Origin of the sequence: Bacillus sp. TH19 (assembly GCF_016651075.1) — a bacterium.
Classification (GTDB): Bacteria; Bacillota; Bacilli; order Bacillales; family Bacillaceae_G; genus Bacillus_A; species Bacillus_A mycoides.
In genome coordinates this window covers 494,138-517,122 of the sequence record NZ_JAEKEO010000007.1, presented here as the reverse complement: position 1 = coordinate 517,122, position 22,985 = coordinate 494,138, and the positions used below count along the sequence as shown (strand labels likewise).

Genomic DNA, 22,985 nt, shown 5'->3' with positions numbered 1-22,985 from the left:
AAACGAAAGAAGAGAGAGAGGGAACAAACCCTCTCCCTCGTTTTGTCATTGATTGCTTATATACTTAAGAATTAAAGACCTTTAGAAGTCATGTATGCAGCTAGGTCTACTACGCGGTTAGAGTAACCAGTTTCGTTATCGTACCAAGAAAGTACTTTAACCATGTTACCTTCCATTACCATTGTAGATAATGCATCGATTGTAGAAGAAGCTGTACATCCGTTATAGTCGATAGATACTAATGGCTCTTCGCTGTATCCAAGGATACCTTTTAATTCGCCTTCAGAAGCTGCTTTGAATGCTGCGTTTACATCTTCAACTGTTACTTCTTTGTCAAGTTCAACAACTAAGTCAACAAGAGAAACGTTAGCAGTTGGAACACGTACAGCGCCGCCGTTTAATTTACCTTTAAGTTCTGGTAATACTAATGCTACAGCTTTAGCAGCACCAGTAGATGTTGGGATCATGTTTTCAGCTGCTGCACGAGCACGACGTAAATCTTTATGTGGTAAGTCTAAGATTTGTTGGTCGTTAGTGTAAGAGTGAATTGTTGTCATCATTCCGCGTTTTACGCCGAATTTTTCGTTTAATACTTTAGCGAATGGAGCTAGACAGTTTGTAGTACAAGAAGCATTAGATACTACGTTGTGGTTAGCTGCATCGTATTGTTCGTGGTTAACACCCATAACTACAGTGATATCTTCGTCAGAAGCTGGAGCTGAGATGATAACTTTCTTAACTGATCCACCTAAGTGTTTCTCAGCGTCTGATTTTTTAGTGAAACGGCCAGTAGATTCTACTACTACTTCTACTCCGTAGTCGCTCCATGGTAATTGAGCTGGGTCACGCTCAGCGATAACTTTAATTTCTTTACCGTTAACAACGATGCTGTTTTCGTTAGCAGATACTTCTGCATTTAAAGTTCCGTGAACTGTATCATATTTTAAAAGGTGAGCTAATGTTTTAGCATCTGTTAAGTCGTTGATTGCTACTACTTCTACCTCAGAGTTGTTAAGAGCTGCGCGGAATACGTTACGTCCGATACGTCCAAATCCATTAATACCAATTTTAGTCATTTAAATTTCCTCCTTGGGGGATTATATTAAAGGGTAATACCCTTTGTTAATTGTTTTGCTGCACCTTCATCTGTAATTAGAATTGAAGTGTGCCCTTGCTTTATTACAGCCTGTATTGCTTTTGCTTTTGAAGAACCTCCAGCGACTGCGACAACGTGAGATACATGTTGTAAATCTTCAAGTTGCATACCAACTGTTCTTACTTTATGAACAACATTTCCTTGTTCATTAAAGTAGTAACCGAAAGCTTCGCCAACTGCTTCGCTTGCCTGAATCTTTAACCAATCTGCTTCTGAAGTATTTCTGCGACGTGCCATTGTTAACGCATCACCAATTCCATGAATGACGATATTGGAAGATCGAATCAACTCAAGAACTTCTTTCACGGAGGGCTCTGTTACAATAGACGCATATGCTTCGCTACTAACGTGATCTGGAACATACAATAAGCGATAATTACTCATCGTATTTTGTGCCATTTTGGCGCAAATGGTATTGGCTTCTAACTCGACACCTTCTCCAATTCCACCACGTGCTGGGACAAATAGCATATGTAAATCTTTGCAATCAAGTTGCATCATGTCCGCAGCAGCAGCTAGCGTACTTCCTCCAGCCACAGCAACGATATTATTCACTGTCAGACGGTCTTTTATACAAGTCACACAAGCACGGCCCATCTCCAGTTTGACCCAAGGTGATTCATCACTATCACCAGGGACAACGAAAACTTCATCCAAGTCTAATGTTTCCTTAAGTTGTTTTTCTAAAACCTTTAACCCGGAAATTTCTTTCATAAAGTCTTCCAAAGCAAGAACTAAAGCTGTTCCTTCTTCTGTCAAAGTCATTCCAGAAGAAGCGACGTGAACTAAGTTTTGTTCTTTCAAAACTTGAACTTCACTTCGCAATACTCGTTCTGTCATACCGAGACTTGCAGATAAGTTTCTTCTTCCAATCGGCTGCATAAGCCTAATGTACTGAAGCACTTGCATTCTCGTTTGCATAACAGGTAGCAGATCAGGTAATAATTTTTTTGTGTTCTGAATCCATGAGCGCATATCTTTTCTCCTCACTGCATCGGTTCATTTCCTTTCGTGGTCACTTTATGTCCCGTAGTGACATTTTCCGTCCCACTTAGGTTAAAAAAATAATCCCTGCTACGTGTATTATTGTAACAGGAGACAGAAACTTATTCAACTCTTAACTGCATTGTTTATATAGTTTATTATGACACCTTTGTGAATGTTACCATATTCTACTTGTCTTCCGCCTATTTCTACAACAGGAATCATTAGATGGTATTTCTCTAAAAGGTCATTATCTTCATATATATCTATTTCCTCAATTTGAAAAGAATATTCACATTGTACTTCCTTTAAAATTTGTTTGGCCTTCACGCAAAGACCACAATCTTTTTTTGTATATAGTACAACCTTCATCTTCTTCACCTATCCAATTGTTTTTCTTAGAGACGAAGCAGGAATATGCATTTGTTCTCTATATTTCGCAACCGTTCTGCGAGAAATAACGATTTCATGCTCTTCTTCTAATAATTTTGAAATCTTTTGATCCGAAAGTGGCTTTTTCTTATTTTCTGCTCCAACAAGCGTTTGAATGAATTGTTTCACACGCTTTGTAGAAACCGCCTCATCTTCCGTCGTAGAAATAGAATTACTAAAGAACGATTTCATCTCAAATAAACCGTGCGGCGTTTGTACATATTTATTACGCGTTGCACGACTAATTGTAGACTCATGCACACCTAACTCTTCCGCCACCTCTTTTAAAGCAAGTGGTTTTAAATACTCTGGACCTCCCCAGAAGAAATCATGCTGTTTTTCCATAATAATATTCATCACTTGTAAGAGTGTTTGTTTTCTCTGTTTCAAACTGCGCATAATCCATTGCACATGCTGATACTTCTCCGATACGTAAGAAGCCACTTCACTTTCACTATTATTTAGTAACGCACTATACTCAGAGTGAATTTCAATTCTTGGCATATTTCTCTCATTCATCTGTAAAACGAGATGATCGCCATCTTTTTTTACCGCCATATCAGGCACGATATAAAGTGGTTTATCAGAAGAAAATGCAAGACCTGGTTTCGGCTGCAATGATGTAATACAGTTCACCGCATCCTGTAATTCCTCGTTGGTACACTTCAACACTTGAACGAGCTTTCGCCAATCTTTCTTAACGAAATAATTAAAATGATCATCTATAATTTCTTCCGCTAACCCATTTCTTCTTTGTAAGCGCTTCAATTGGATTGATAGACATTCCTGAATATTACGCGCACCTACCCCTGCTGGCTCTAACGATTGAACAAGCTCCACGGAACAGTCCACTACATCAATTGGCGCAGAAAGAAGCTCTGATAACTCTTCATTAGTTTCTTGTAAATAGCCATTTCCATCCATGTTCATAATAATGAAAGAAGCTGCTTTTCGCTCTTCTTCATCTATTTTATAATACTGTAGTTGATTTAATAAATGTTGCTGAATCGTTGTAGAATCCACACTGTAGATTTCCATTTGATTCTCGACTTGTTTGCGGGTACTTTTACTTGTGTTAGAGCTCTTTTTCTTCTCCCTCTCAAAACCACCTAACTCAATAAGGGGATTCTCTAACGATTGCTCATACAAAAACTCCGATAATTCTTGTACATTATACTGGAGCATTGTAATCGCTTGCCTTAACTCTTGTGTCATTGCCAAACGTAAGCTTTGTTCTTGTAAAAGACTTGCCTTCAAACTAATCTCCCCCTTGTTTCTATTGTACAATAAGTTTGGTAAAAGGAGAATCCTATCGCAGACACCCATTCCAAAATATTATTAATTTATATGTATTAATGAGATTTACATCTTACAACCTAAATTTGAATAATATTGAAAGAAAATAATAACGCATAAAAGTTATTACCACATACTAATAGTAAATCTTATTATCAGATATAACAAGTGATAATAAAAAAAGGTCTGAACTTATACTTGTAAGTTCAGACCTTTTTTACAATGGCGAGTACATATCGAATATTACACGTTTCTTCACCATTGTCGCATTTTCATTTGATAGATTAATTCCGTTCGTATCCTCTACGAGTACCACACGCACCAAATTCACAGCGTTGCGATTTGCTATAAAGATACTTTCTTGTTTATCTGCTTTGTGTAATTTTCGAATTGTGACTTGGATTACCTCTGAGTTATTTTTCCAGGGTCTATTCTTACAAGTGAACAACATTTATGACATGTACTTTTTACTTAACTGCAATAAATACCTAGCGATGCCGTTATCTTATAAACTTCATTGAAATTTTCATCTTCCATGAAGACCTCCATGATTTCAGGTATTCCTTTTGCATACGCAACTAACATTTCGAATGCATCATCTTTCGTTATCTTGTGACGAGTCACACTACTGTTGTGATGTTCCATCGTTACATAATAGACCTTTTCTCCGCACTCCTCTTCTTCAATACATGTAAGAAACGATTTTATTTCAAATAGCTTGCGAGAACCTTTTTTCATTCTTCTTCTCCTTCATAACGGTCAAGAAAGTCCGATAATGCCAACGAAAGATGATCACTTTTATTAAACTTCAGCTTACTGGCAAAGACGGCTAGCCTGTCCCTATTGCTTTGTGAATCACTACTATCTTACGTGTCATATCTTCGTTCAGCAACTTAACAATACGCTTGTGCAATATATCTCGTTACAATTTCTTTTAGTGCTAAAATCTGTTCTGATTTGAATTGCATTTCACTCTTTAATTCTTTTCATAACGAAAAACCCCCTATACACGATTATTTCTAATCACATACAAGGGGTTTCTTTAGATTTACTATTAATTTTCAACACGTTCTTCACGCTATTATGTGCTATTTACTCAATACTTTTAAATAGAACACATCACAACAACAATACATAACGCGCCCAGAGGGATTCGAACCCCCGGCAGACGTGGTACCGGAAACCACCGCTCTATCCGACTGAGCTATGGGCGCATGATTATTACGATAATATCAACGGTTTGCCTCCGTCTTCTTCCGACTTGTTCTTACCGAAAGTTAAACGTAGGATACGAACACCAACACGTAGACGTTCGCTTCTTTACATATGGATATTATATCCTGACGCTAACCTAATACGCAAGCATAAAAACCTCTTCTACACTAGCTTTAGCGCGCAGTTTTCCTTCTTTCGTTCCCCCTTAATCTACTTAAATCGAAATAGAACGCATATAGTCTATAAAAAAAAGACAGGCGAAGTGATGCCCGCCCATCTCCGCACTATTTTATATATTTTGATCGCAGACTAAATATATCTTCCCCTTCACGAATGCCTGCCGATCCCTTCCTCACATTTTTTACGACAGTCCAATTCGGGTTAGTTTCATCACCGATGTTCTGTACTGTAAAGTTGCCGTCACCATATTCTCGGTGACCTTCTGCCAATTTCTCCGTTAAATCATTCTCTTTTGATCTCACCATCTTTGCGCCATCTCCCTTTTTATACAACCCTCTTAAACTGTCCAACCGATTACACGTCCAGTCAATTGGAGATCCTCGTTTTCCGCTTCGATTAATTTTAACACACTGTCGGGGGTAAGTTCCGATAACGGCTGCGCAATCGCATTAGAAACGTTATTTTCTTTGATAGTAGAAACTCGGCGAGAATTGGGTAAAAGACAATTCGCTGGGCTGTGTCAGGACTTCGCGAGAGATCACCCCCCTGATTCAAAAATCACAAATACTATCTCTAAGGGACTCCTGCGACGGCTCAGCGGGGTGGCTTGGAGGGTTCGGAAAATTTTCGTTTGGGTTGGCTTGTGGTGAATAGCGTATTCATTTTGATGAATGACGAATACAACATAAATGACTTTTGTTACTTTCGACTTTCTCTTCTAAACGTTGATTTAAAAGAATTCGCAAGACTTTCGATGAACAAAACAATTCGTAAATGTTTTATGCATTAAAAGAAACGTTGATTTAATAACGTTCTTCTTTCGTGAATGACTTCGATTGAACGAATAAGATAATGAAGATATTATTTTTTTAAAACTGAACACATCCTTTTTTTTACTATACAAGAAAATTTTATTTCAAATTAAAAATAACTACAATAATAGAAATATATATATTTTATCGATATGTTTTTTGTGAATAACCAGAAATTTAACCTCATGTAATTTTCAGTTACTTTTTAATCTTCAACAGGTAACATACCTACATCATGAATTACATATCATCCTCTTCCATCTTATAAAGCGCCACTATAACAAAGAATTCATTGACGCTTGAATCAAAGCTTCAACTTCAAAAACCTAAATTTTCCAATCATAAATTCACCCCAACTCACAAATTATAATCTTTGAATTGATATTCCAAAGGGGGCTTCATTCAATGACTGTAATTACAAAACTAAAGCAAACTGTTTCTGGATTAAAAAGTGCACAAGCTAGCTTAGAGGGATTCGCTCTTGATACGGATAACCAACAAGCAAAGCAACTTTTCCAAACAGCTGCGCAGCAAACACAAACAATTATTGATTCTTTAAACCCACGTGTTGAAGAAGTCCAGCAAGAAGAACCACAATACACACAGCAATAACCAAAAGTGCCATTGTATCTAATGGTACACAATTTGAGAAAAAGGGTGATATGCAATCATCCTTTTTTCTCAAATTACATAATGCAATAGAAATGGAATGATTATAATGCGAAAACTCGGAATCATAACCGCGTTATTTATGCTCCTATTCGGTTCACTTACCGGATGTGATAATAGCCCGTTAGATAAAAAGGTAAAGAAAGAAGAAGCTAAACGAACGAAAGAAGACAAGGGCCCTAAGTTAACAAAAATGAGTACAGAATCCTTTAATCAATCTATATCGCAAGAAGCTAAGAAGAAGGCTCTCACTATAGAGGGAATTACAGAAGCTACCGCAGTTAATACAAATTTAGATCTTTACATAGCCGTTAAACCTGAACATCACGAAAGATTTGGTTTAAAGCCTTTAAGAAGTAAATTAAAAAAGAAGCTAAGTAATGAAAACCCTACTTTCGATATTCGTGTAAGTACAGACAAAAAGATCTTTATGCTCATAGAAGAACTTGAAAACAAAATTAAGAAAAAGAAAGTGAGTAAGGATGGCATTAAAGAACAGTTAAAACTCATTCAATCAGAAATGGGATCTAATATTTAAGCTTTCTAAAAGAGAAGGAAGGATTCAAATGTCTAGTAAAGATAAAAATTTAACACCTGTACAACAAGAATATAAAAAATTCGAACAACAGCGCGAGCCGAAGCGCCCCGTTTTAAAAAATTGTATAAAAGCTTTTTTCGTCGGGGGATTAATTTGTCTAATAGGCCAACTGATTTCCACCTTTTATATTACGTACTTTGATTTCACTGAAAGATCTGCCGGGAACCCTACCGTTGCAACTCTTATTTTTATCTCCATGCTACTGACGGGATTTGGCGTCTACGATCGCCTTGGGCAATTTGCTGGTGCTGGTACCGCCGTTCCCGTTACTGGATTTGGTAACTCTGTTATTGCCGCATGTATTGAACACCGTACAGAAGGATTCGTTCTCGGCGTTGGTGGTAACATGTTTAAACTAGCAGGATCGGTCATCTTATTTGGCGTATTTTCCGCTTTCGTCATCGCTCTTATTAAAACGATTCTCTTTCAATGGGGAGGGCTGTAAATGTTACAAGGACACCGAACATGGGTATTCGAAAACAAACCAGTTATCATCTCAACAGGTGTAGTCGGTGGCCCATTTGAGGCAAATGGAAAAATTCCTGAAGACTTCGATACCCTGCATGAAGATTTATGGCTCGGACAAGATTCTTACGAAAAGGCGCATAAAATTTTATTTGAAGAAGCTTGTAGCCGCGCTACCGAAAAGGCAAAGCTCCGTAAAGACGATATTCAATTCGTACTCGCAGGGGATTTAATTAACCAAATAACTCCAACTAGCTTTGCATGCCGCACACTCGGAACACCTTATCTCGGTTTATTCGGCGCCTGTTCTACCTCTATGGAAGGCTTAGCACTCGGCGCAAGTATCGTAAATGCAAAAGGTGCAAAGTATTTATTAACTGGGGCATCAAGTCATAACGCTGCGGTAGAAAAACAATTCCGCTATCCAACTGAATATGGTGGTCAAAAACCTCCTACGGCTCAGTGGACAGTGACCGGTGCAGGCGCGGCTATTTTAAGCGACACTGGATATGGTCCACAAGTAACATCGGCCACCATTGGACGAGTTATTGATATGGGACTAACAGATCCTTTTAATATGGGTGGTGCGATGGCCCCAGCTGCTGTCGATACGATTGAAGCTCATTTACGCGAACGACAAATTGACGCCTCTTATTACGACTTAATCGTAACAGGCGACCTTGGACATGTCGGTCGCGAAATCGCTTACGACCTACTACATAAACATGGAACAAAGGTAAAGAGCGAGCAATTTCAAGATTGCGGAATCATCATTTATAGAGAAGGTCAACCTGTCATAGCTGGTGGAAGTGGTCCAGGCTGTTCAGCAACAGTCGTATACGGACATTTATTAAACCGAATGAAAAGAGGAGAATTCAAGAAAATACTTGTCGTTGCGACAGGCGCTTTACTATCTCCACTTACATTCCAACAAGAAGAAACGATTCCGTGTATCGCTCACGCTGTTTCGATTGAATTTGGAGGTGCAACGCAATGATTTTTTTCTGGGCTTTCGTCATTGGTGGACTCATATGCGTAATCGGACAGCTTATGTTTGATGTCGGCAAACTAACCCCCGCTCATACGATGGCAACACTCGTTGTTGCTGGAGCTATATTAGATGGATTCAATCTGTATGAACCATTAATCGACTTTGCAGGCGCTGGGGCAACTGTACCTATTACAAGTTTCGGTAATGCCCTCGTTCATGGCGCGATGGAGGAAGCAGCCAAACATGGCATCGTCGGCGTTATTACCGGCATGTTTAAAGTAACGAGTGCTGGTGTATCAGCTGCCATTATTTTCGGCTTCATTGGAGCATTGCTATTCAAACCGAAAGGATAAGGTGTTCGTATGACAGTTATCGCTAGCGTTAAAACCTGCCTTGCCAGTGTAAGGGGCGCTCAAGCAAGTTTAAGCTCCCTTTCACTAAATTCACAGGACGCGGAATCAAAACGTGTATTTCATGAATGTATGTTAGAAATGGACAGCATCATCACCGATTTACAGAATAGAGTTTCAGTATTAGAACGTGAAGAACCTCAATATAAAGGGTTTTAAGTAGACTGGAGGAAATGACTATGTCTCACCTGCCGGAATGGACACTTGTCATTCTTCGCTCTGTATTCATATTAATTATTTTATTCGCTATTACGAAATGGTTAGGAAAAAGACAAATCTCTCAGCTCTCCTTTTTTGAATACATAGCCGGAATGACAATCGGTGACATCGCTGCCCAAGTATCTACAGGGCTTGATTCAAAATTTTTCCACGGCGTCTTTGCGATACTCATTTTCGCTGTGGTACCTTTTTTCACTGGAATCCTCTCTTTAAAGAACAAAACAGCTCGAGATTTTTTTGAAGGAAAATCTACCGTATTAATAAAAGATGGCAAAATACTTGAAGATAATTTAAAGAAAGAAAAGTATACAAGTGATGAATTACTTGAGCTTCTCAGAGGAAAAAATGCGTTCAGCGTAGCTGATGTTGAATTTGCTGTACTAGAACCGAGCGGTGAATTAAATGTATTATTAAAGAAAGATCGCCAACCACTTACAGCAAAAGATATCAGCTTAAAAGTGCCAAACGAAAAAGAACCGCAAACTGTTATTATGGATGGAAATGTACTAGATGAACCTCTTTCTGCTAGCGGGCATAATCGCGCTTGGTTACATGCTGAGCTAGAAAAACTCGGTGTTGCCATTGAAAATGTCTTTCTTGGTCAAGTTGATTCATACGGACAACTTACTATCGACATCTATAATGATAAACTCCAAATGCCTTCTCCTCAAAACAAGCCTTTACTATTGGCATCCTTAAAGAAATGCAATGCTGATCTTGAATTATTCTCTTTAGAAACGAAATCAAAATCAGCGAGTGATATGTATAGTAAAAACGCAAAACAAATCGAGAAAATCTTAAATAAAGTAACCTATCTGTTAAAAGAATAAAAAATGAAAGAACGCTTCTATACAAAAGGCGTTCTTTTGCCTTTCCCACACCATTAATCACGTTTAAATTTATGTAATTCGGTTATGATGTTGAAGATACATAAGCAGGGGATTTTAAAAACATAGCGAATAAATCATGATACAACTACATATTTTTTGATTTAAAGTGGTTTCGTTTGACCTTCATTGACCATAATTGTATTATAAGACTAAGAAAGCTTTTAAAGGAGGAAATAACAGATGAATTTAATTCCTACAGTAATTGAACAAACAAATCGTGGAGAACGCGCTTACGATATTTACTCTCGACTATTAAAGGATCGCATCATTATGCTTGGTAGCGCAATTGATGACAACGTAGCAAACTCAATCGTTTCCCAGCTTTTATTCTTGGAATCTCAAGATCCAGAAAAAGATATTCACATTTACATCAACAGCCCTGGTGGTTCTATCACAGCTGGTATGGCAATTTACGATACAATGCAGTTTATTAAACCACAAGTATCAACAATCTGTATCGGTATGGCTGCATCTATGGGTGCATTCTTACTTGCAGCAGGTGAAAAAGGAAAACGTTACGCACTTCCAAACAGTGAAGTTATGATTCACCAACCACTTGGCGGAGCACAAGGTCAAGCGACTGAAATCGAAATCGCTGCAAAACGTATCCTATTCTTACGTGAAAAATTAAACCAAATTCTTGCTGACCGCACAGGTCAACCACTTGAAGTTCTACAACGCGACACAGACCGCGACAACTTCATGACAGCAGAAAGAGCTCTAGAATACGGCTTAATCGATAAGATCTTTACAAATCGTTAAGACACTTAAAAGCGGAGGCGGCTCGTTTAGAACAGGAGGAAGTTGGAACCCCTGATTCCGAGGCGCCTTTTGCCTCGAATGAAGGGGTGAAACGACCGACTGTTCTAGCCGCCGGAGCTGGATACATCTAAAAGCGGAAGTGGCTCGTTCAGAATCGCAGGGCGTTGGAGCCCCTGATTCCGAGGCGCTTTTTGCCTCGAATGAAGGGGCGAAACGACCGGAGATTCTAGCCGCTGGAGCTGGATAGAATTTAAAGCGGAAGCGGCTCGTTCAGAATCGCAGGGCGTTGGAGCTTTTACATCCGAGGCGCTTTTTGCCTCGAATGTAAAAGCGAAACGACCGAAGATTCTAGCCACTGGAGCTGGATATACTTAAAAGCGGAAGCGCCCTATTACAGGGCGCTTTTTTTATTATGTACAAGGGTATCACATACCCCACCTAGTATCTAATCCAATATATCGGTGATTTTTCAATTTTATCGACCACAACTCAAATTATATCGGCGTTTCGACACAACTTATCGACTTACCGACCATTCCCGACAAGCGCGAACCAGCTATATACCCACCGATCATTCGTTACCACACCAACCACACACCCCACAAACAGAAAAATAAAAAAAGCTATCGCACATTCGCGATAACCCTTTATTGTACATATGCAGTTAATGCTTCCAAAGCCTCTTCTGCATCTGAACCTTCTGTTGTGATTGTAATCATGCTACCAGTTCCGATTGCTAAGCTCATAATCCCCATTATGCTCTTTGCATTCACTGTCTTTCCATCTTTCTCGATGAAGATATCCGCATGAAAGCGATTTGCCTCTTGTACAAACAACGCAGCCGGACGTGCTTGTAAGCCGTTTTTTAATGCCACTTTAACCAGTTTTTGAACCACAGCTCCATTTCCCCTTTAACCTTTTATTTTTTTGCTCCTGTTTCCCCCGCGCGTAATTTCTCTGCAATTTCATCGATTTTACGCAAACGATGATTAATACCCGATTTACTAATTTTCCCCCCGGATACCATCTCACCTAACTCTTTCAATGTTACATCTTGATAATCTCTTCGTAACTGTGCAATTTCTCTTAATTTATCTGGCAAAATATCAAGCCCAACCGTCTCATCAATATAGCGGATGTTCTCAATTTGCCTTAGCGCTGCACCAATTGTTTTATTTAAATTAGCTGTTTCGCAGTTAACTAAACGATTTACTGAATTACGCATATCGCGAACAATTCGAATATCTTCAAATCTTAAAAGTGCATTATGAGCACCTATAATATTTAAAAACTCTGTAATTTTTTCAGCTTCTTTCAAATACGTAATGTACCCTTTTCTTCTTTCCAACGTCTTACTATTTAAATCAAATCCGTTCATCAGTTCACATATAGAATCATTATGTTCCTTATATAACGAAAAGATCTCTAAATGATAAGATGATGTTTCTGGGTTATTTACTGAACCACCTGCTAAAAATGCACCGCGTAAATACGATCGTTTACAACATTTCTTCTCGATTAATTCCTGCGATATATTTCGAATAAACGAAAAGTCATCTCGAACAATGTGAAGATCTGCTAATATTTCACGAGACTTCTCAACAAGCCGCACGATATATACATTATTTTTCTTCAATCGCATTTTTTTACGAACAAGTAATTCTACCGTCACATCATATCCTTTTTTCAAAAGCGTATAAATCCTTCTTGCAATTGCTGCATTTTCCGTTTGAATATCGATAGATAGGCGACGGTTTGAAAAAGAAAGCGATCCGTTCATTCGAAGCAACGCCGATAATTCTGATTTCTCGCAGCATTCCTTCATTTCAAGGTTGGTCAACTCTTTCTTTGTTTCTGATGCAAATGACACAGTCAACACCTCCTTATACTATTACTTTGGAACAAAAATCTTGTCCTATATGAATGAGGAGCGTTACCTCAAATGAGGCAACGCACATTTATAACAATGAATATAAAATAGAAGCTAACTTTAATGTATCATGTCTTACAACACGATCATCATATTTCGCTAATCGATCTTGAATGATTTCGATATTATGTTCAGCAAAACGATTTGTATCCAGTGCAACTGGTTCCGACATCTCTTCCTCATATAACTTACGTAATTCACGAGGAATATCACGATTATTTACAATCGCAGTGTCGATAAATGGTTTACCTAAATGATCATGTAACGCCTGCACATGATCAAATGCAGTATAACCCTTCGTTTCGCCCGCTTGCGTCATAACATTACATACATATACCTTCTTCGCTTTTGCAGCAAGAACAGCGTCTCCAATTTTGTTAACGACTAAATTCGGTAATATACTTGTGTACAGACTTCCTGGACCGAAAACAAGCAAATCAGCTCGTTTAATTTCCGTCAACGTTTCACATAACGGTTCTACATCTTCTGGAGTTAAAAAGACACGATTAATCTTCTTCCCGAAATGAGGAATCTTTGATTCACCTGTTACAACTTCTCCATCTTCTAATTCTGCATGAAGTACCGCACTTTGATTCGCTGCTGGTAATACACGTCCTCTGACATTTAATACTTTACTCGTTTCCGTAATCGCGTGGTAAAAGTCTCCTGTAATCGAAGTCATACCTGCCAATAGTAAATTTCCTAACGCATGCCCTTTCAGTCCGTCTCCAGTTGTAAAACGGTGCTGAAATAAAGCCTCCACTAATGGTTCTACATCCGATAACGCAACAAGTACGTTACGAATATCACCTGGAGGTGGAATTTCTAGCTCATCACGTAGTCTACCTGAACTGCCTCCATCGTCGGCTACTGTTACAACTGCTGTAATATCAACAGGATATTGTTTTAATCCCCTTAATAAAACAGAAAGTCCAGTTCCACCTCCCATGATAACAATTTTAGGTTTTCTCTCTTTTTTCATCCCTTAATGGCCCTTTCTCTTCTCCACATCACGATGAGATACATGAACGCTATACTCTGGTTTCAAATGTTTCCCAAGGTACTCTGTAAGCGTAACAGAACGATGTTGCCCACCTGTACATCCAATCGCAATTACAAGTTGACTCTTACCTTCTCTTTTATAATGAGGCAGCATGAAAGTGATAAGATCCGTCAATTTCTCTAAAAACTTATGTGTTTCATTAAATTTCAACACATACGACGAAACTTCTTCATCCAGTCCTGTTAATGGCTTCATATGTGGAATATAATATGGATTTGGTAAAAAACGAACATCAAATACTAAATCAGCATCAATTGGAATTCCGTACTTAAATCCAAATGACATAACATTTACACGAAATGCTTGCTCAGTTTCTGTTGAGAATAAGTGAACAATTTTTTCTCGTAATTCTTTCGGTTTCAAATCAGATGTATCAAGCACAATATTCGCTCGTGCCTTCATATCAGTTAAGAGACCACGCTCAGCTTCAATTCCCTTTAACGGCAAGCCAGTTGGCGCAAGTGGATGTGAACGTCTCGTTTCTTTATAACGAGTTACAAGTGTGCTATCTTTCGCATCTAAAAATAAAATATGAGGAATAATCCATGTACGTTCTGATAAATCATCAAGCGCTCCCCATAAATATTCAAAAAACTCTCGGCCACGTAAATCAATACCGAGTGCCACTTTATTCATTTTACCTTTTGAATCTGCCATAAGTTCAATAAACTTCGGCAATAACATCGGTGGTAAATTATCTACACAAAAATATCCTAAATCTTCGAAACTTTGTAACGCTACCGTCTTTCCAGCTCCAGACATCCCTGTAATAATTACCATTTTTATATCATTATTCTCTGTCATCGTATCCTCTCCTTGCAGGTTTAACTCGGATCTAATCGATATGAAAGCAACTCAAAATCTGGGGTATATACAAATGTACCGTAGATTATACCATTCCCTTTAATTAAATAATCAATAATGTGATAATCTCCTGGTGCCATTGCTAAATCATCAATTTTATCAAATGTATGCCAACCAATGATGCCTTCTTCGCTCTCTAATTTGTTTTCTCCTGCAAAATCTGTTGCTAAAAAGGAGAACATCATCCATTCAGAAACAACTTTATCACCTTCTTGGATGACAAAAGTGAAGACCCCTTTTAATGCTGGATTCTTTAAATAAATACCTGTTTCTTCACGATACTCGCGAACAACGGTATCTCTTACTGTCTCACCACGCTCCATTTTCCCGCCCGGTGCAACCCACCAATTCCGGCGAGGTTTTTGGAGTAAGAGTACTTCATTATCTCTAATTAACACACAGTTTGTCACTCTTTGCATGTTTCTTCACCTCAGCTACTTGCAGCAAAATTTCTCACTGCATACTCATTTCATTATACTATCAAAAACAGTTTGCTACAACGAAGGTGCCAGTCCCCTTTCGCTAAGCAATTGTAAAAATTCTTTCTGTAACAAGCAATCAAAATACCTTACTTCCCATGAATAGCACATAAAAATCCCCTTAACGATTTTTATCGTTAAGGGGATTAAAACACTTATTTCTTACCGAAATAAGTAACAACCGCAAATCCTAAAATAAAAGTAATAATTGAACTTACAATTGAAATTCCACCAGTCGGAATGCCAGGGAATACAATGACAATCGACCCGATAACGAGCCCAATAATTGCCGCAAATGTCATACTTTTATAACGATCTAACAAATAACTAATTCCTTTACTACTTACAACAAATCCGGCCATCACGCCGGCACCGATAACCACGATTAACGGTAAATTGAGTGTTGTTAAAGCGTTAATTGCTGTTGGATACACACCAATAATTAATAAAATAAACGATCCACTAATTCCAGGAAGAAGCATAGCCATACTAGCCATCCATCCTGCGAAAAATAAACCAATTGCATTTAAAATTGTTAACGTCGTAATCGGATCAGCTGCCTTATCTGGTTTAAAGAATGCTGTTATTGCAACAAGAATTGCTGCAATTATTAATAAGACAATATGACTACCTTTAAACGTTGCCTTTGCATCAGCTTCTCTCATTAACATCGGTAATATACTAATAATTAAACCGAGAAAGAAAAATTGAGTCGGTTCATAATGATTTGCTAATAAATATTTAATAACGTGACTTAACGTTAGAAAAGCTGCCGCTACACCAGCTGCAAGTGGGATTAAAAATGCTAAATGTTTTTTCCATTCACGACTAAAGAATCCGCTAATTGCTGCGAGCAATTGTTCATAAATTCCCAACACAACAGCGATTGTTCCGCCGCTCACACCAGGAATTAAATCACTAACGCCCATACAAAATCCACGATATATATTACGCCATTCCATACTGAATAAATTCCTCATTTCTTATAGTAATTTTTCCCGTAAATTCTAGTATAACAATAAGAATCATTATATTCTTAATTGTTTTTGACAATAGTTTGACATTTGGACAAAAAAAGAAAGCCACCTATCGGTAGCTTTCTTCTCAAAAGGAAAAATAACCTTATTTTTCTGTTACAGTCTTTAGTTCCTCTACTAACTCTTCTATATAATGCTGTGCACTCTGCGCTGCAATACTACCATCGCCTGTTGCCGTTACAATTTGACGAAGCATTTTTTCACGAACATCACCAGCTGCGAAAATACCAGGAACTTTCGTTTCCATACGCTCGTTCGTTTCAACATAACCATTTTCATTTGTAATACCTAGCTCAACAAACGGTTTTGATAATGGTAACATACCGATGTATATGAAAACGCCGTCAGTTTTAACTTCTTGTTCTTCTCCGCTGTTTACATCTACAAGTGTTACGCTTCCTACTTTACCATTTGCATCGTTAATTTCTTTTATAGTGTGATTCCAAATGAAATCTACTTTCTCATTTTGGAAAGCACGATCTTGTAAAATTTTCTGTGCACGAAGAGTGTCACGACGGTGAACGATCGTTACTTTTGATGCGAAGCGTGTTAAGAACACACCCTCTTCAACAGCAGAATCTCCGCCGCCAATAACAACAAGTTCTTTCCCTTTAAAGAATGCACCATCACATACTGCACAATATGATACACCGCGGCCGCCAAGTTCTGTTTCACCTGGTACACCAATTTTTTTATACTCTGCACCGCTTGAAACGATAATTGCACGTGCTTTATATTCTTTTTTACCAGCAATAATTGTTTTGTACTCTTTACCATCGGTGATTGCTTTCACATCACCGTATGCATATTCAGCACCAAATTTCTTCGCATGCTCAAACATTTTATTTGATAAGTCTGGTCCTAAAATAGACTCATAACCTGGATAGTTCTCTACATCTTCTGTATTTGCCATTTGTCCACCTGGAATACCACGCTCAAGCATCAGTGTGCTTAAATTCGCACGAGATGTATATACCGCAGCTGTCATACCAGCTGGTCCTGCACCAATAATAATGACATCATAAATTTTTTCTTCTGACACACTATTCACTCCCATTCATTCATACACATTAAGTTACCCTCATTATACTGTTAGCATCATTTTTTTCCCAATGATTTGCCTACCCTACGTGTGCGTGCGCTTAACAGCCTGCACATACTTTCGTACAGTCGCTACAGATACATTATATACATCACCAAGCTCTGCCTGTGTCATCTTATTTCTTTGTTCGCCGCGCACAATGTATTCAATTGCCGCTGACCAACCGTACACATTTGTAAAAGTCGCTCCAGATGTATATAAACGTATGAACGTGCAAAACCAAAAATTTAAACACTCTTCGATTAATTCATCGTCTTTTTTCGTATAATTGTATAATGCATCCGCGATTCGTACGCACTTTTCAAATTGCTGTAAATCAGCTGGGATGCTTTTATGACTATTAAGTAAAAAGAAATATTTTGCAAGTTGCGATACGATTGGAACACCATTTTTCGCTTGCGTTACATCAAAGAAGAATCCAACCTTCTCTGGTGTTGACAATTCATTCATTAAATATAAAGCTAGCATTTTCTCTTCTAGCGTCGTACTTTGCTGAAATGATTTTCGTAACTCTTCAAATAAAAGATTTTGTCCCTCATCTGCTAAATTCAGTGCATTCCACGGTTCTTTTCCTTTTTTATCAGGATGCAATTCTACAACATGTTGCCACATTTTTTCAGCTACTTGCTGTTCCTTCACCATATACGCAGAGTATGCAAACCAGTAATAAAAACTGACGTCTCCTTCGTACCCTTGACGCTTTAATACTTTGAACCATTTATATGCAGGTTCAAAATGACCAATTGTTGCAAGCGTTGTTCCAAGTTTCAAACGATGCTCAAATGAAATTGGATATACCGAAACTAACTGCCCCGCTAATGACTCTACTTGCTTATGCTCTCCAATTGAATATAGAAAAATAAGCGTATTACAAAGCGCATGCATATTACCAGGATTTTTCTCTAAAATCATTTCTGTTAACTTAAGCGCTTGATCTACATTACCTGATTGAAAATGTGCAATCGCTAAATTATTATGTCCTGACCAAAATTCTGGATATTCTTTCGTAACAACTTCTAGTGTAGCAATCGCCTCTTCTAATTGTCCGTTACGAATGTAGCGGTTCGCTTCTTCTTGCATAACAATTAGCTCATCTTCATCCTCAATCTCTTCCGCACCCATTGCATCTTCTTCCATAATCTCAAGCAATTCTAATGTATCTTCTACAAATTCCTTCTCTTCCGCAACTTCTAAATATCGCTCTGCATACTTCTTCGCCTGTTGAAACAAGCCCATATATGCATAATTATTTGAAATAAAATAATAGCATTGCTCAAGTTCAGGATTGGATCTAACAAGCTTTAGAAATATCTGATTCGACTCTTGATATTCACCAGATTCAGATAATGCTATTGCTAGTTGGCATAAAATAAACGGCTCCTTCTCGCTTTGTGCTGCTCTTCGAAAATATTTAATTGCATCTTGCAATTTTTGCCCTTTATAAGCCCTCATCCCTTTTTTATAAAAGAAGTCCGCTAACTGATTAAAAGAGATAACTTGTCCGTTCTCCTTATATATTCTTTGATTTTTCCCCATATATCCTCCAGTTTTTTGTTTTCTTCGTTCACACATTCTTCTATCTATAAGTATAAACGATTCCGTAAAAAACAAAACAGTATATTATAATCAATTATTTCCTTTTTATTCATAAAAAGAGAAGGGAAATGTTACATTTTTAACATCAACCTTCTCTAGTGGCCATTTCCTCTTTCGTATAAATAATACGCATCGGATTTCCGCCTACGAAAGCGCCGCCTGGTACATCTTTATGGACAAGTGTGCCTGCAGAAACGATAGCTCCATCTCCAATTGTCACACCTGGTAAAATTGTCGTATTCGCTCCAATCATAACTTCATTCCCTATGACGATTTCTCCGAGTCGATACTCACGAATTAAATATTCATGCGCTAAAAGCGTTGTATTATAGCCGATAATTGAATTGTCTCCCACAGTAATCTTTTCTGGAAACATAATATCTGGCATTACCATAAGTGCAAACGACGTTTTCTTTCCTACTTCCATCCGTAAAAACGTGCGATATAACCAATTCTTTACGGATAAAAATGGCGTGTAACGTGCGATTTGGATGATAATAAAGTTTTTCATTACCTTCCAAAAAGAAACTGTTTTATACACATTCCACAATGAATTTTCTCCTGAAACAGGATAGCGCGTTGTCCGTCGCACTGAACTCTCTCCTCTACTTATATAAAGTGACACTTTAACCGGCAGGAATCTTACTACCCGTTAATGCGGGACAAAATCGGTAGTAAATCACTCATTTTATCTAGCACATAATCTGGTTTATACGCTTCTAAATACGCTCTACCTTTCAATGTCCATGAAACCGCTACTGTTTTCGTACCTGCATTTTGTCCACCGACGATATCATGATGATTATCACCAACCATCAGGGTTTCTTCTGGCTTTGCATCTAATAATTTCAATGCTTTTTGAAGTGGTTCTGGATGTGGTTTCACATGTTCCACATCATCAATCGTCACGACAACATCAAAAAACTGATCAAGTTTCGAAAGCTTTAATCCCATTTCAACCGTCTGTCTCGCTTTCGTTGTAACGATGCCGATCTTATAACCTTGCTTCTTCAATTCTTGAACTGTTTCATATACAGTTTCATACTCTTCCACTAATTCATCATGATGCTCATGATTAAATTGACGATAACATGTAATCATCTCTTCAACCTTACTTGCATCAATCTTACTAAAAGTATCATGCAAAGATGGACCGATAAATGGCAATACATCTTCACGCTTATACTGATTAGAATAATAGTGATTTAACGTATATAAAAAAGAAGAGATAATAAGTTCATTTGTATTAATTAACGTTCCATCTAAATCAAATAACACTGTATTTATTTTCATCGTCCTTAATCCTTTCATTACCTGAATATGAAAGAAGCAGCATCTTATATAAGATGCTACTTTTCTCTAATTTTCTAAATATCTTTTATCAGCTTGCCCCATTTTTCGTCTCACAATAATGAAAATGATAGAAATAACAACAATTCCAATAGACATTACTTGTGCAATACGAAGTGGTCCTAACATTAAACTATCTGTACGCAAACCTTCTACGAAGAAGCGTCCCACTGAATACCAAATTAAATATGTGAAGAATAATTCACCACGGCGTAAATTCACTTTTCGTAACGCGAGTAGTAAAATAACACCTGCAAAGTTCCATAATGATTCATATAAAAACGTTGGGTGATAATACACACCATCAATGTACATTTGATTAATAATGAAATCTGGTAAATGAAGACCTTCTAAAAACTGTCTCGTTACTTCATCACCATGTGCCTCTTGGTTCATAAAGTTTCCCCATCGGCCAATTGCTTGTCCTAGTAAAATACTCGGCGCAGCAATATCCGCTAACTTCCAGAATGAAAGCCCGCGTCGTTTCGCAAAAAGGATTCCTGTAATAACAGCCCCGATTAAACCACCATGAATCGCCAAACCACCTTGACGAATATTAATAATTTGACTCGGATTTTGCGAATAATATTCCCATTCAAAAATGACATAATACATTCTCGCAAAAAGAATGGCAATTGGTACTGCGATTAATACAAGGTCGATAAATGTATCTTTGTGAATACCAAGCCTTTCTCCCTCGCGAGTTGCTAGCCAAAGACCTAATAGCACACCTGTACCGATAATAACCCCATACCAATAAACAGGGAACGGCCCAAGTTGGACTGCTATACGGTCAAGCTGTGGTACAGAACCTAACAGCATATATATGACCTCCCTCTCCAGAGTCTACTCTTGATTTCCTAACTCAATCGCACTCATTAATCGTTCAGAGAACTGTTGTGCCGCATTGACTCCCATACGTTTTAATCTGAAGTTCATCGCTGCTACTTCAATAATAACAGCCAAGTTTCGACCAGGACGAACTGGAAGTGTAATCTTCGTAAGTTCTGTATCAATAATCTTCATCTTCTCTTCATCAAGACCTAAGCGATCATAATTTTTCTTTTGATCCCAAATTTCAAGATTAATAACAAGTGTAATACGTTTATAATTTCGTACTGCCCCTGCACCGAATAACGTCATTACGTTAATGATACCTAGACCACGAATTTCTAATAAGTGCTCAATTAAATCAGGTGAGCTCCCTACTAATGTATCTTCATCTTCTTGACGAATTTCTACGCTATCATCCGCAACAAGGCGGTGACCACGCTTTACAAGTTCAAGCGCTGTCTCACTTTTCCCGACACCACTTTGACCTGTAATTAAAACACCAACACCATAAATATCTACTAACACACCATGAACAGCTGTTGTTGGTGCTAACTTACCTTCTAAATAGTTTGTTAAACGACTTGATAATCTCGTTGTCGTTTGAGCAGAACGTAATAAAGGCACGCCTGATTCACGTGATGCTTGTAATAACTCATCCGGTACATCTTGATTACGAGTTACAATAATACAAGGCGTCTCCTCAGTACAAAGCGCTTTCATTCTCTCTTGCTTTTGCTCTGTCGTTAACGTATCAAAGAACGTAAGCTCCGTTTTTCCAAGAAGCTGCACGCGATCAGCTGGATAATATGTAAAAAATCCTGCCATTTCAATTCCAGGTCGCGATAAATCACTCGTATCAATCGGACGATGAATCCCTTCTTCACCACTTACTAACTCCAATTGAAATTGTTCAATTAAATCTTTTGTCCTTACTTTCGGCATATGTATAAACCTCCACTCCGCTGCGGGTTCAGTCTCATTTGATGTAAAATTCCATTCTATCGGATATTGTACCATTTTTTTCTGGAAACAAGAAACTCGGTTTCTAATAAATAGAAAAAAACATTTCATATGAATCATGAAATGTTTTTCTTTTTGTCATTTTCTCTTTTTTTCATGTAATGGTTCAACAATTACTTTTTCAATTATCATATTAAAAATAGAAATACAAATTGCCGCAACAATCGCTACACCAAATCCAGATATATTAAAGGCGTCCCCTAATAACGAATCCGTCATCTTTAACGTAATCGCATTAATAACAATTAAGAAGAAACCGAAAGTTACAAGAGTAATCGGTAGCGTAATTAAAATTAAAAGCGGCTTTACAAATACGTTTAAAATCGCCAATATAATACTCGCAATAATTGCAGTTTGTATATTGGCTATGTAAAATGCGTCTGGTGCAACCCCTTTTAAAAGTCCAGATACAGCGATTAACACAACGCTATTTACAAGAAGTGATACAATCCATCTCATTTCCTTACACATCCTTTTAACATATATATTTCATCATACGCTAATAGATAGTAAACGCAAGTAACATACATACACTTATATCAACTTATTCTACCCTTCATGCTTGTATACCTACTAACAACCTTACCAGTTTTCCTTAGTGAAATAAAAACCGAGTGCAATTCCCACTCGG

General features: G+C 37.9%; 27 protein-coding genes and 1 tRNA gene. 8 read left to right on the top strand and 20 right to left on the bottom strand.

Annotation, left to right across the window (positions count from 1 at the left end; all coding sequences use genetic code 11):
* Nucleotides 1-71: 71 nt before the first annotated feature.
* The 7 genes from gap to JFU54_RS06240 all read right to left on the bottom strand — a co-directional run bounded on the left by gap (nt 72) and on the right by JFU54_RS06240 (nt 5,568).
* Nucleotides 72-1,076, bottom strand: a complete 1,005-nt coding sequence (gene gap, locus JFU54_RS06270; protein ID WP_002016071.1) for a type I glyceraldehyde-3-phosphate dehydrogenase — start codon at nt 1,074-1,076, stop codon at nt 72-74.
* A gap of 26 nt (nt 1,077-1,102) precedes the next feature.
* Nucleotides 1,103-2,131: a gapA transcriptional regulator CggR gene (gene cggR / locus JFU54_RS06265; protein WP_061673724.1), complete on the bottom strand. Its 1,029-nt coding sequence runs from the start codon at nt 2,129-2,131 to the stop codon at nt 1,103-1,105.
* Nucleotides 2,132-2,266: 135 nt separating this feature from the next.
* Nucleotides 2,267-2,512, bottom strand: a complete 246-nt coding sequence (locus tag JFU54_RS06260) for a glutaredoxin family protein (RefSeq protein ID WP_002144911.1) — start codon at nt 2,510-2,512, stop codon at nt 2,267-2,269.
* A 9-nt stretch (nt 2,513-2,521) separates the two neighbouring features.
* A complete protein-coding gene (gene rpoN, locus JFU54_RS06255; RefSeq protein WP_002016074.1) occupies nt 2,522-3,829 on the bottom strand; it encodes an RNA polymerase factor sigma-54 in 1,308 nt (435 codons plus the stop codon).
* Between the two features lie 510 nt (nt 3,830-4,339).
* The gene (locus JFU54_RS06250; protein ID WP_002143723.1) at nt 4,340-4,606 is read right to left on the bottom strand and encodes a hypothetical protein; all 267 of its coding nucleotides are present in this window, start codon (nt 4,604-4,606) and stop codon (nt 4,340-4,342) included.
* 400 nt (nt 4,607-5,006) lie between these two features.
* Nucleotides 5,007-5,082, bottom strand: a tRNA-Arg gene (locus JFU54_RS06245).
* Nucleotides 5,083-5,367: 285 nt separating this feature from the next.
* On the bottom strand, nt 5,368-5,568 hold the full coding sequence (locus JFU54_RS06240) for a hypothetical protein (protein WP_002129884.1): 201 nt from the start codon (nt 5,566-5,568) through the stop codon (nt 5,368-5,370).
* Nucleotides 5,569-6,480: 912 nt separating this feature from the next.
* Between JFU54_RS06240 and JFU54_RS06235 the strand changes: the two genes are divergently transcribed.
* From JFU54_RS06235 to clpP, 8 genes are all read left to right on the top strand, one after another.
* The gene (locus JFU54_RS06235; protein WP_000216167.1) at nt 6,481-6,687 is read left to right on the top strand and encodes a DUF1657 domain-containing protein; all 207 of its coding nucleotides are present in this window, start codon (nt 6,481-6,483) and stop codon (nt 6,685-6,687) included.
* A 106-nt stretch (nt 6,688-6,793) separates the two neighbouring features.
* Entirely contained in the window at nt 6,794-7,282 is a 489-nt protein-coding gene (locus JFU54_RS06230) for a YhcN/YlaJ family sporulation lipoprotein (protein WP_201063993.1), read from the top strand.
* A gap of 28 nt (nt 7,283-7,310) precedes the next feature.
* Complete coding sequence (spoVAC, locus tag JFU54_RS06225) at nt 7,311-7,787, top strand: stage V sporulation protein AC (RefSeq protein ID WP_002034730.1); 477 nt, start codon at nt 7,311-7,313, stop codon at nt 7,785-7,787.
* Complete coding sequence (gene spoVAD, locus JFU54_RS06220; RefSeq protein ID WP_000938981.1) at nt 7,788-8,804, top strand: stage V sporulation protein AD; 1,017 nt, start codon at nt 7,788-7,790, stop codon at nt 8,802-8,804.
* Nucleotides 8,801-9,151 (top strand): stage V sporulation protein AE, encoded by a 351-nt coding sequence (spoVAE, locus tag JFU54_RS06215; RefSeq protein ID WP_000575919.1) that lies wholly within the window; start codon nt 8,801-8,803, stop codon nt 9,149-9,151. Before spoVAD ends, spoVAE begins: the two co-directional genes overlap by 4 nt.
* A 9-nt stretch (nt 9,152-9,160) precedes the next feature.
* The gene (locus JFU54_RS06210; protein ID WP_002034728.1) at nt 9,161-9,367 is read left to right on the top strand and encodes a DUF1657 domain-containing protein; all 207 of its coding nucleotides are present in this window, start codon (nt 9,161-9,163) and stop codon (nt 9,365-9,367) included.
* Between the two features lie 20 nt (nt 9,368-9,387).
* Nucleotides 9,388-10,257, top strand: coding sequence for a DUF421 domain-containing protein (locus JFU54_RS06205; protein WP_201063991.1), 870 nt, complete (start codon nt 9,388-9,390; stop codon nt 10,255-10,257).
* A gap of 240 nt (nt 10,258-10,497) precedes the next feature.
* Complete coding sequence (gene clpP / locus JFU54_RS06200) at nt 10,498-11,079, top strand: ATP-dependent Clp endopeptidase proteolytic subunit ClpP (protein WP_001049163.1); 582 nt, start codon at nt 10,498-10,500, stop codon at nt 11,077-11,079.
* 647 nt (nt 11,080-11,726) lie between these two features.
* Here the strand turns inward: clpP and JFU54_RS06195 are convergent.
* The 13 genes from JFU54_RS06195 to JFU54_RS06135 form a co-directional block, all read right to left on the bottom strand.
* Nucleotides 11,727-11,975, bottom strand: a complete 249-nt coding sequence (locus JFU54_RS06195) for an HPr family phosphocarrier protein (protein WP_002016081.1) — start codon at nt 11,973-11,975, stop codon at nt 11,727-11,729.
* 23 nt (nt 11,976-11,998) lie between these two features.
* Nucleotides 11,999-12,949 carry a DNA-binding protein WhiA gene (gene whiA, locus JFU54_RS06190; protein ID WP_201063989.1) on the bottom strand — a complete coding sequence of 317 codons (951 nt, stop codon included), beginning with the start codon at nt 12,947-12,949 and terminating at the stop codon, nt 11,999-12,001.
* Between the two features lie 88 nt (nt 12,950-13,037).
* Complete coding sequence (locus JFU54_RS06185; protein WP_201063986.1) at nt 13,038-13,991, bottom strand: gluconeogenesis factor YvcK family protein; 954 nt, start codon at nt 13,989-13,991, stop codon at nt 13,038-13,040.
* Nucleotides 13,992-13,994: 3 nt separating this feature from the next.
* Nucleotides 13,995-14,876, bottom strand: coding sequence for an RNase adapter RapZ (rapZ, locus tag JFU54_RS06180; protein ID WP_002016084.1), 882 nt, complete (start codon nt 14,874-14,876; stop codon nt 13,995-13,997).
* 20 nt (nt 14,877-14,896) lie between these two features.
* Entirely contained in the window at nt 14,897-15,355 is a 459-nt protein-coding gene (locus tag JFU54_RS06175; protein WP_002124062.1) for an NUDIX hydrolase, read from the bottom strand.
* 215 nt (nt 15,356-15,570) lie between these two features.
* Nucleotides 15,571-16,377: a DUF368 domain-containing protein gene (locus tag JFU54_RS06170; RefSeq protein WP_002034722.1), complete on the bottom strand. Its 807-nt coding sequence runs from the start codon at nt 16,375-16,377 to the stop codon at nt 15,571-15,573.
* A 160-nt stretch (nt 16,378-16,537) separates the two neighbouring features.
* The gene (gene trxB / locus JFU54_RS06165; protein ID WP_201063985.1) at nt 16,538-17,494 is read right to left on the bottom strand and encodes a thioredoxin-disulfide reductase; all 957 of its coding nucleotides are present in this window, start codon (nt 17,492-17,494) and stop codon (nt 16,538-16,540) included.
* Between the two features lie 84 nt (nt 17,495-17,578).
* Nucleotides 17,579-19,090, bottom strand: coding sequence for a tetratricopeptide repeat protein (locus JFU54_RS06160; RefSeq protein ID WP_002143728.1), 1,512 nt, complete (start codon nt 19,088-19,090; stop codon nt 17,579-17,581).
* Nucleotides 19,091-19,235: 145 nt separating this feature from the next.
* The gene (locus JFU54_RS06155; RefSeq protein ID WP_002139159.1) at nt 19,236-19,742 is read right to left on the bottom strand and encodes an acyltransferase; all 507 of its coding nucleotides are present in this window, start codon (nt 19,740-19,742) and stop codon (nt 19,236-19,238) included.
* Between the two features lie 53 nt (nt 19,743-19,795).
* Nucleotides 19,796-20,443 carry a pyrophosphatase PpaX gene (gene ppaX, locus JFU54_RS06150; protein ID WP_201063984.1) on the bottom strand — a complete coding sequence of 216 codons (648 nt, stop codon included), beginning with the start codon at nt 20,441-20,443 and terminating at the stop codon, nt 19,796-19,798.
* Nucleotides 20,444-20,509: 66 nt separating this feature from the next.
* Nucleotides 20,510-21,322: a prolipoprotein diacylglyceryl transferase gene (gene lgt / locus JFU54_RS06145; protein WP_002034719.1), complete on the bottom strand. Its 813-nt coding sequence runs from the start codon at nt 21,320-21,322 to the stop codon at nt 20,510-20,512.
* A gap of 24 nt (nt 21,323-21,346) precedes the next feature.
* The gene (gene hprK / locus JFU54_RS06140) at nt 21,347-22,276 is read right to left on the bottom strand and encodes an HPr(Ser) kinase/phosphatase (protein WP_002016091.1); all 930 of its coding nucleotides are present in this window, start codon (nt 22,274-22,276) and stop codon (nt 21,347-21,349) included.
* Nucleotides 22,277-22,432: 156 nt separating this feature from the next.
* Nucleotides 22,433-22,813 carry a phage holin family protein gene (locus tag JFU54_RS06135; protein WP_002089574.1) on the bottom strand — a complete coding sequence of 127 codons (381 nt, stop codon included), beginning with the start codon at nt 22,811-22,813 and terminating at the stop codon, nt 22,433-22,435.
* Nucleotides 22,814-22,985 lie beyond the last annotated feature (172 nt).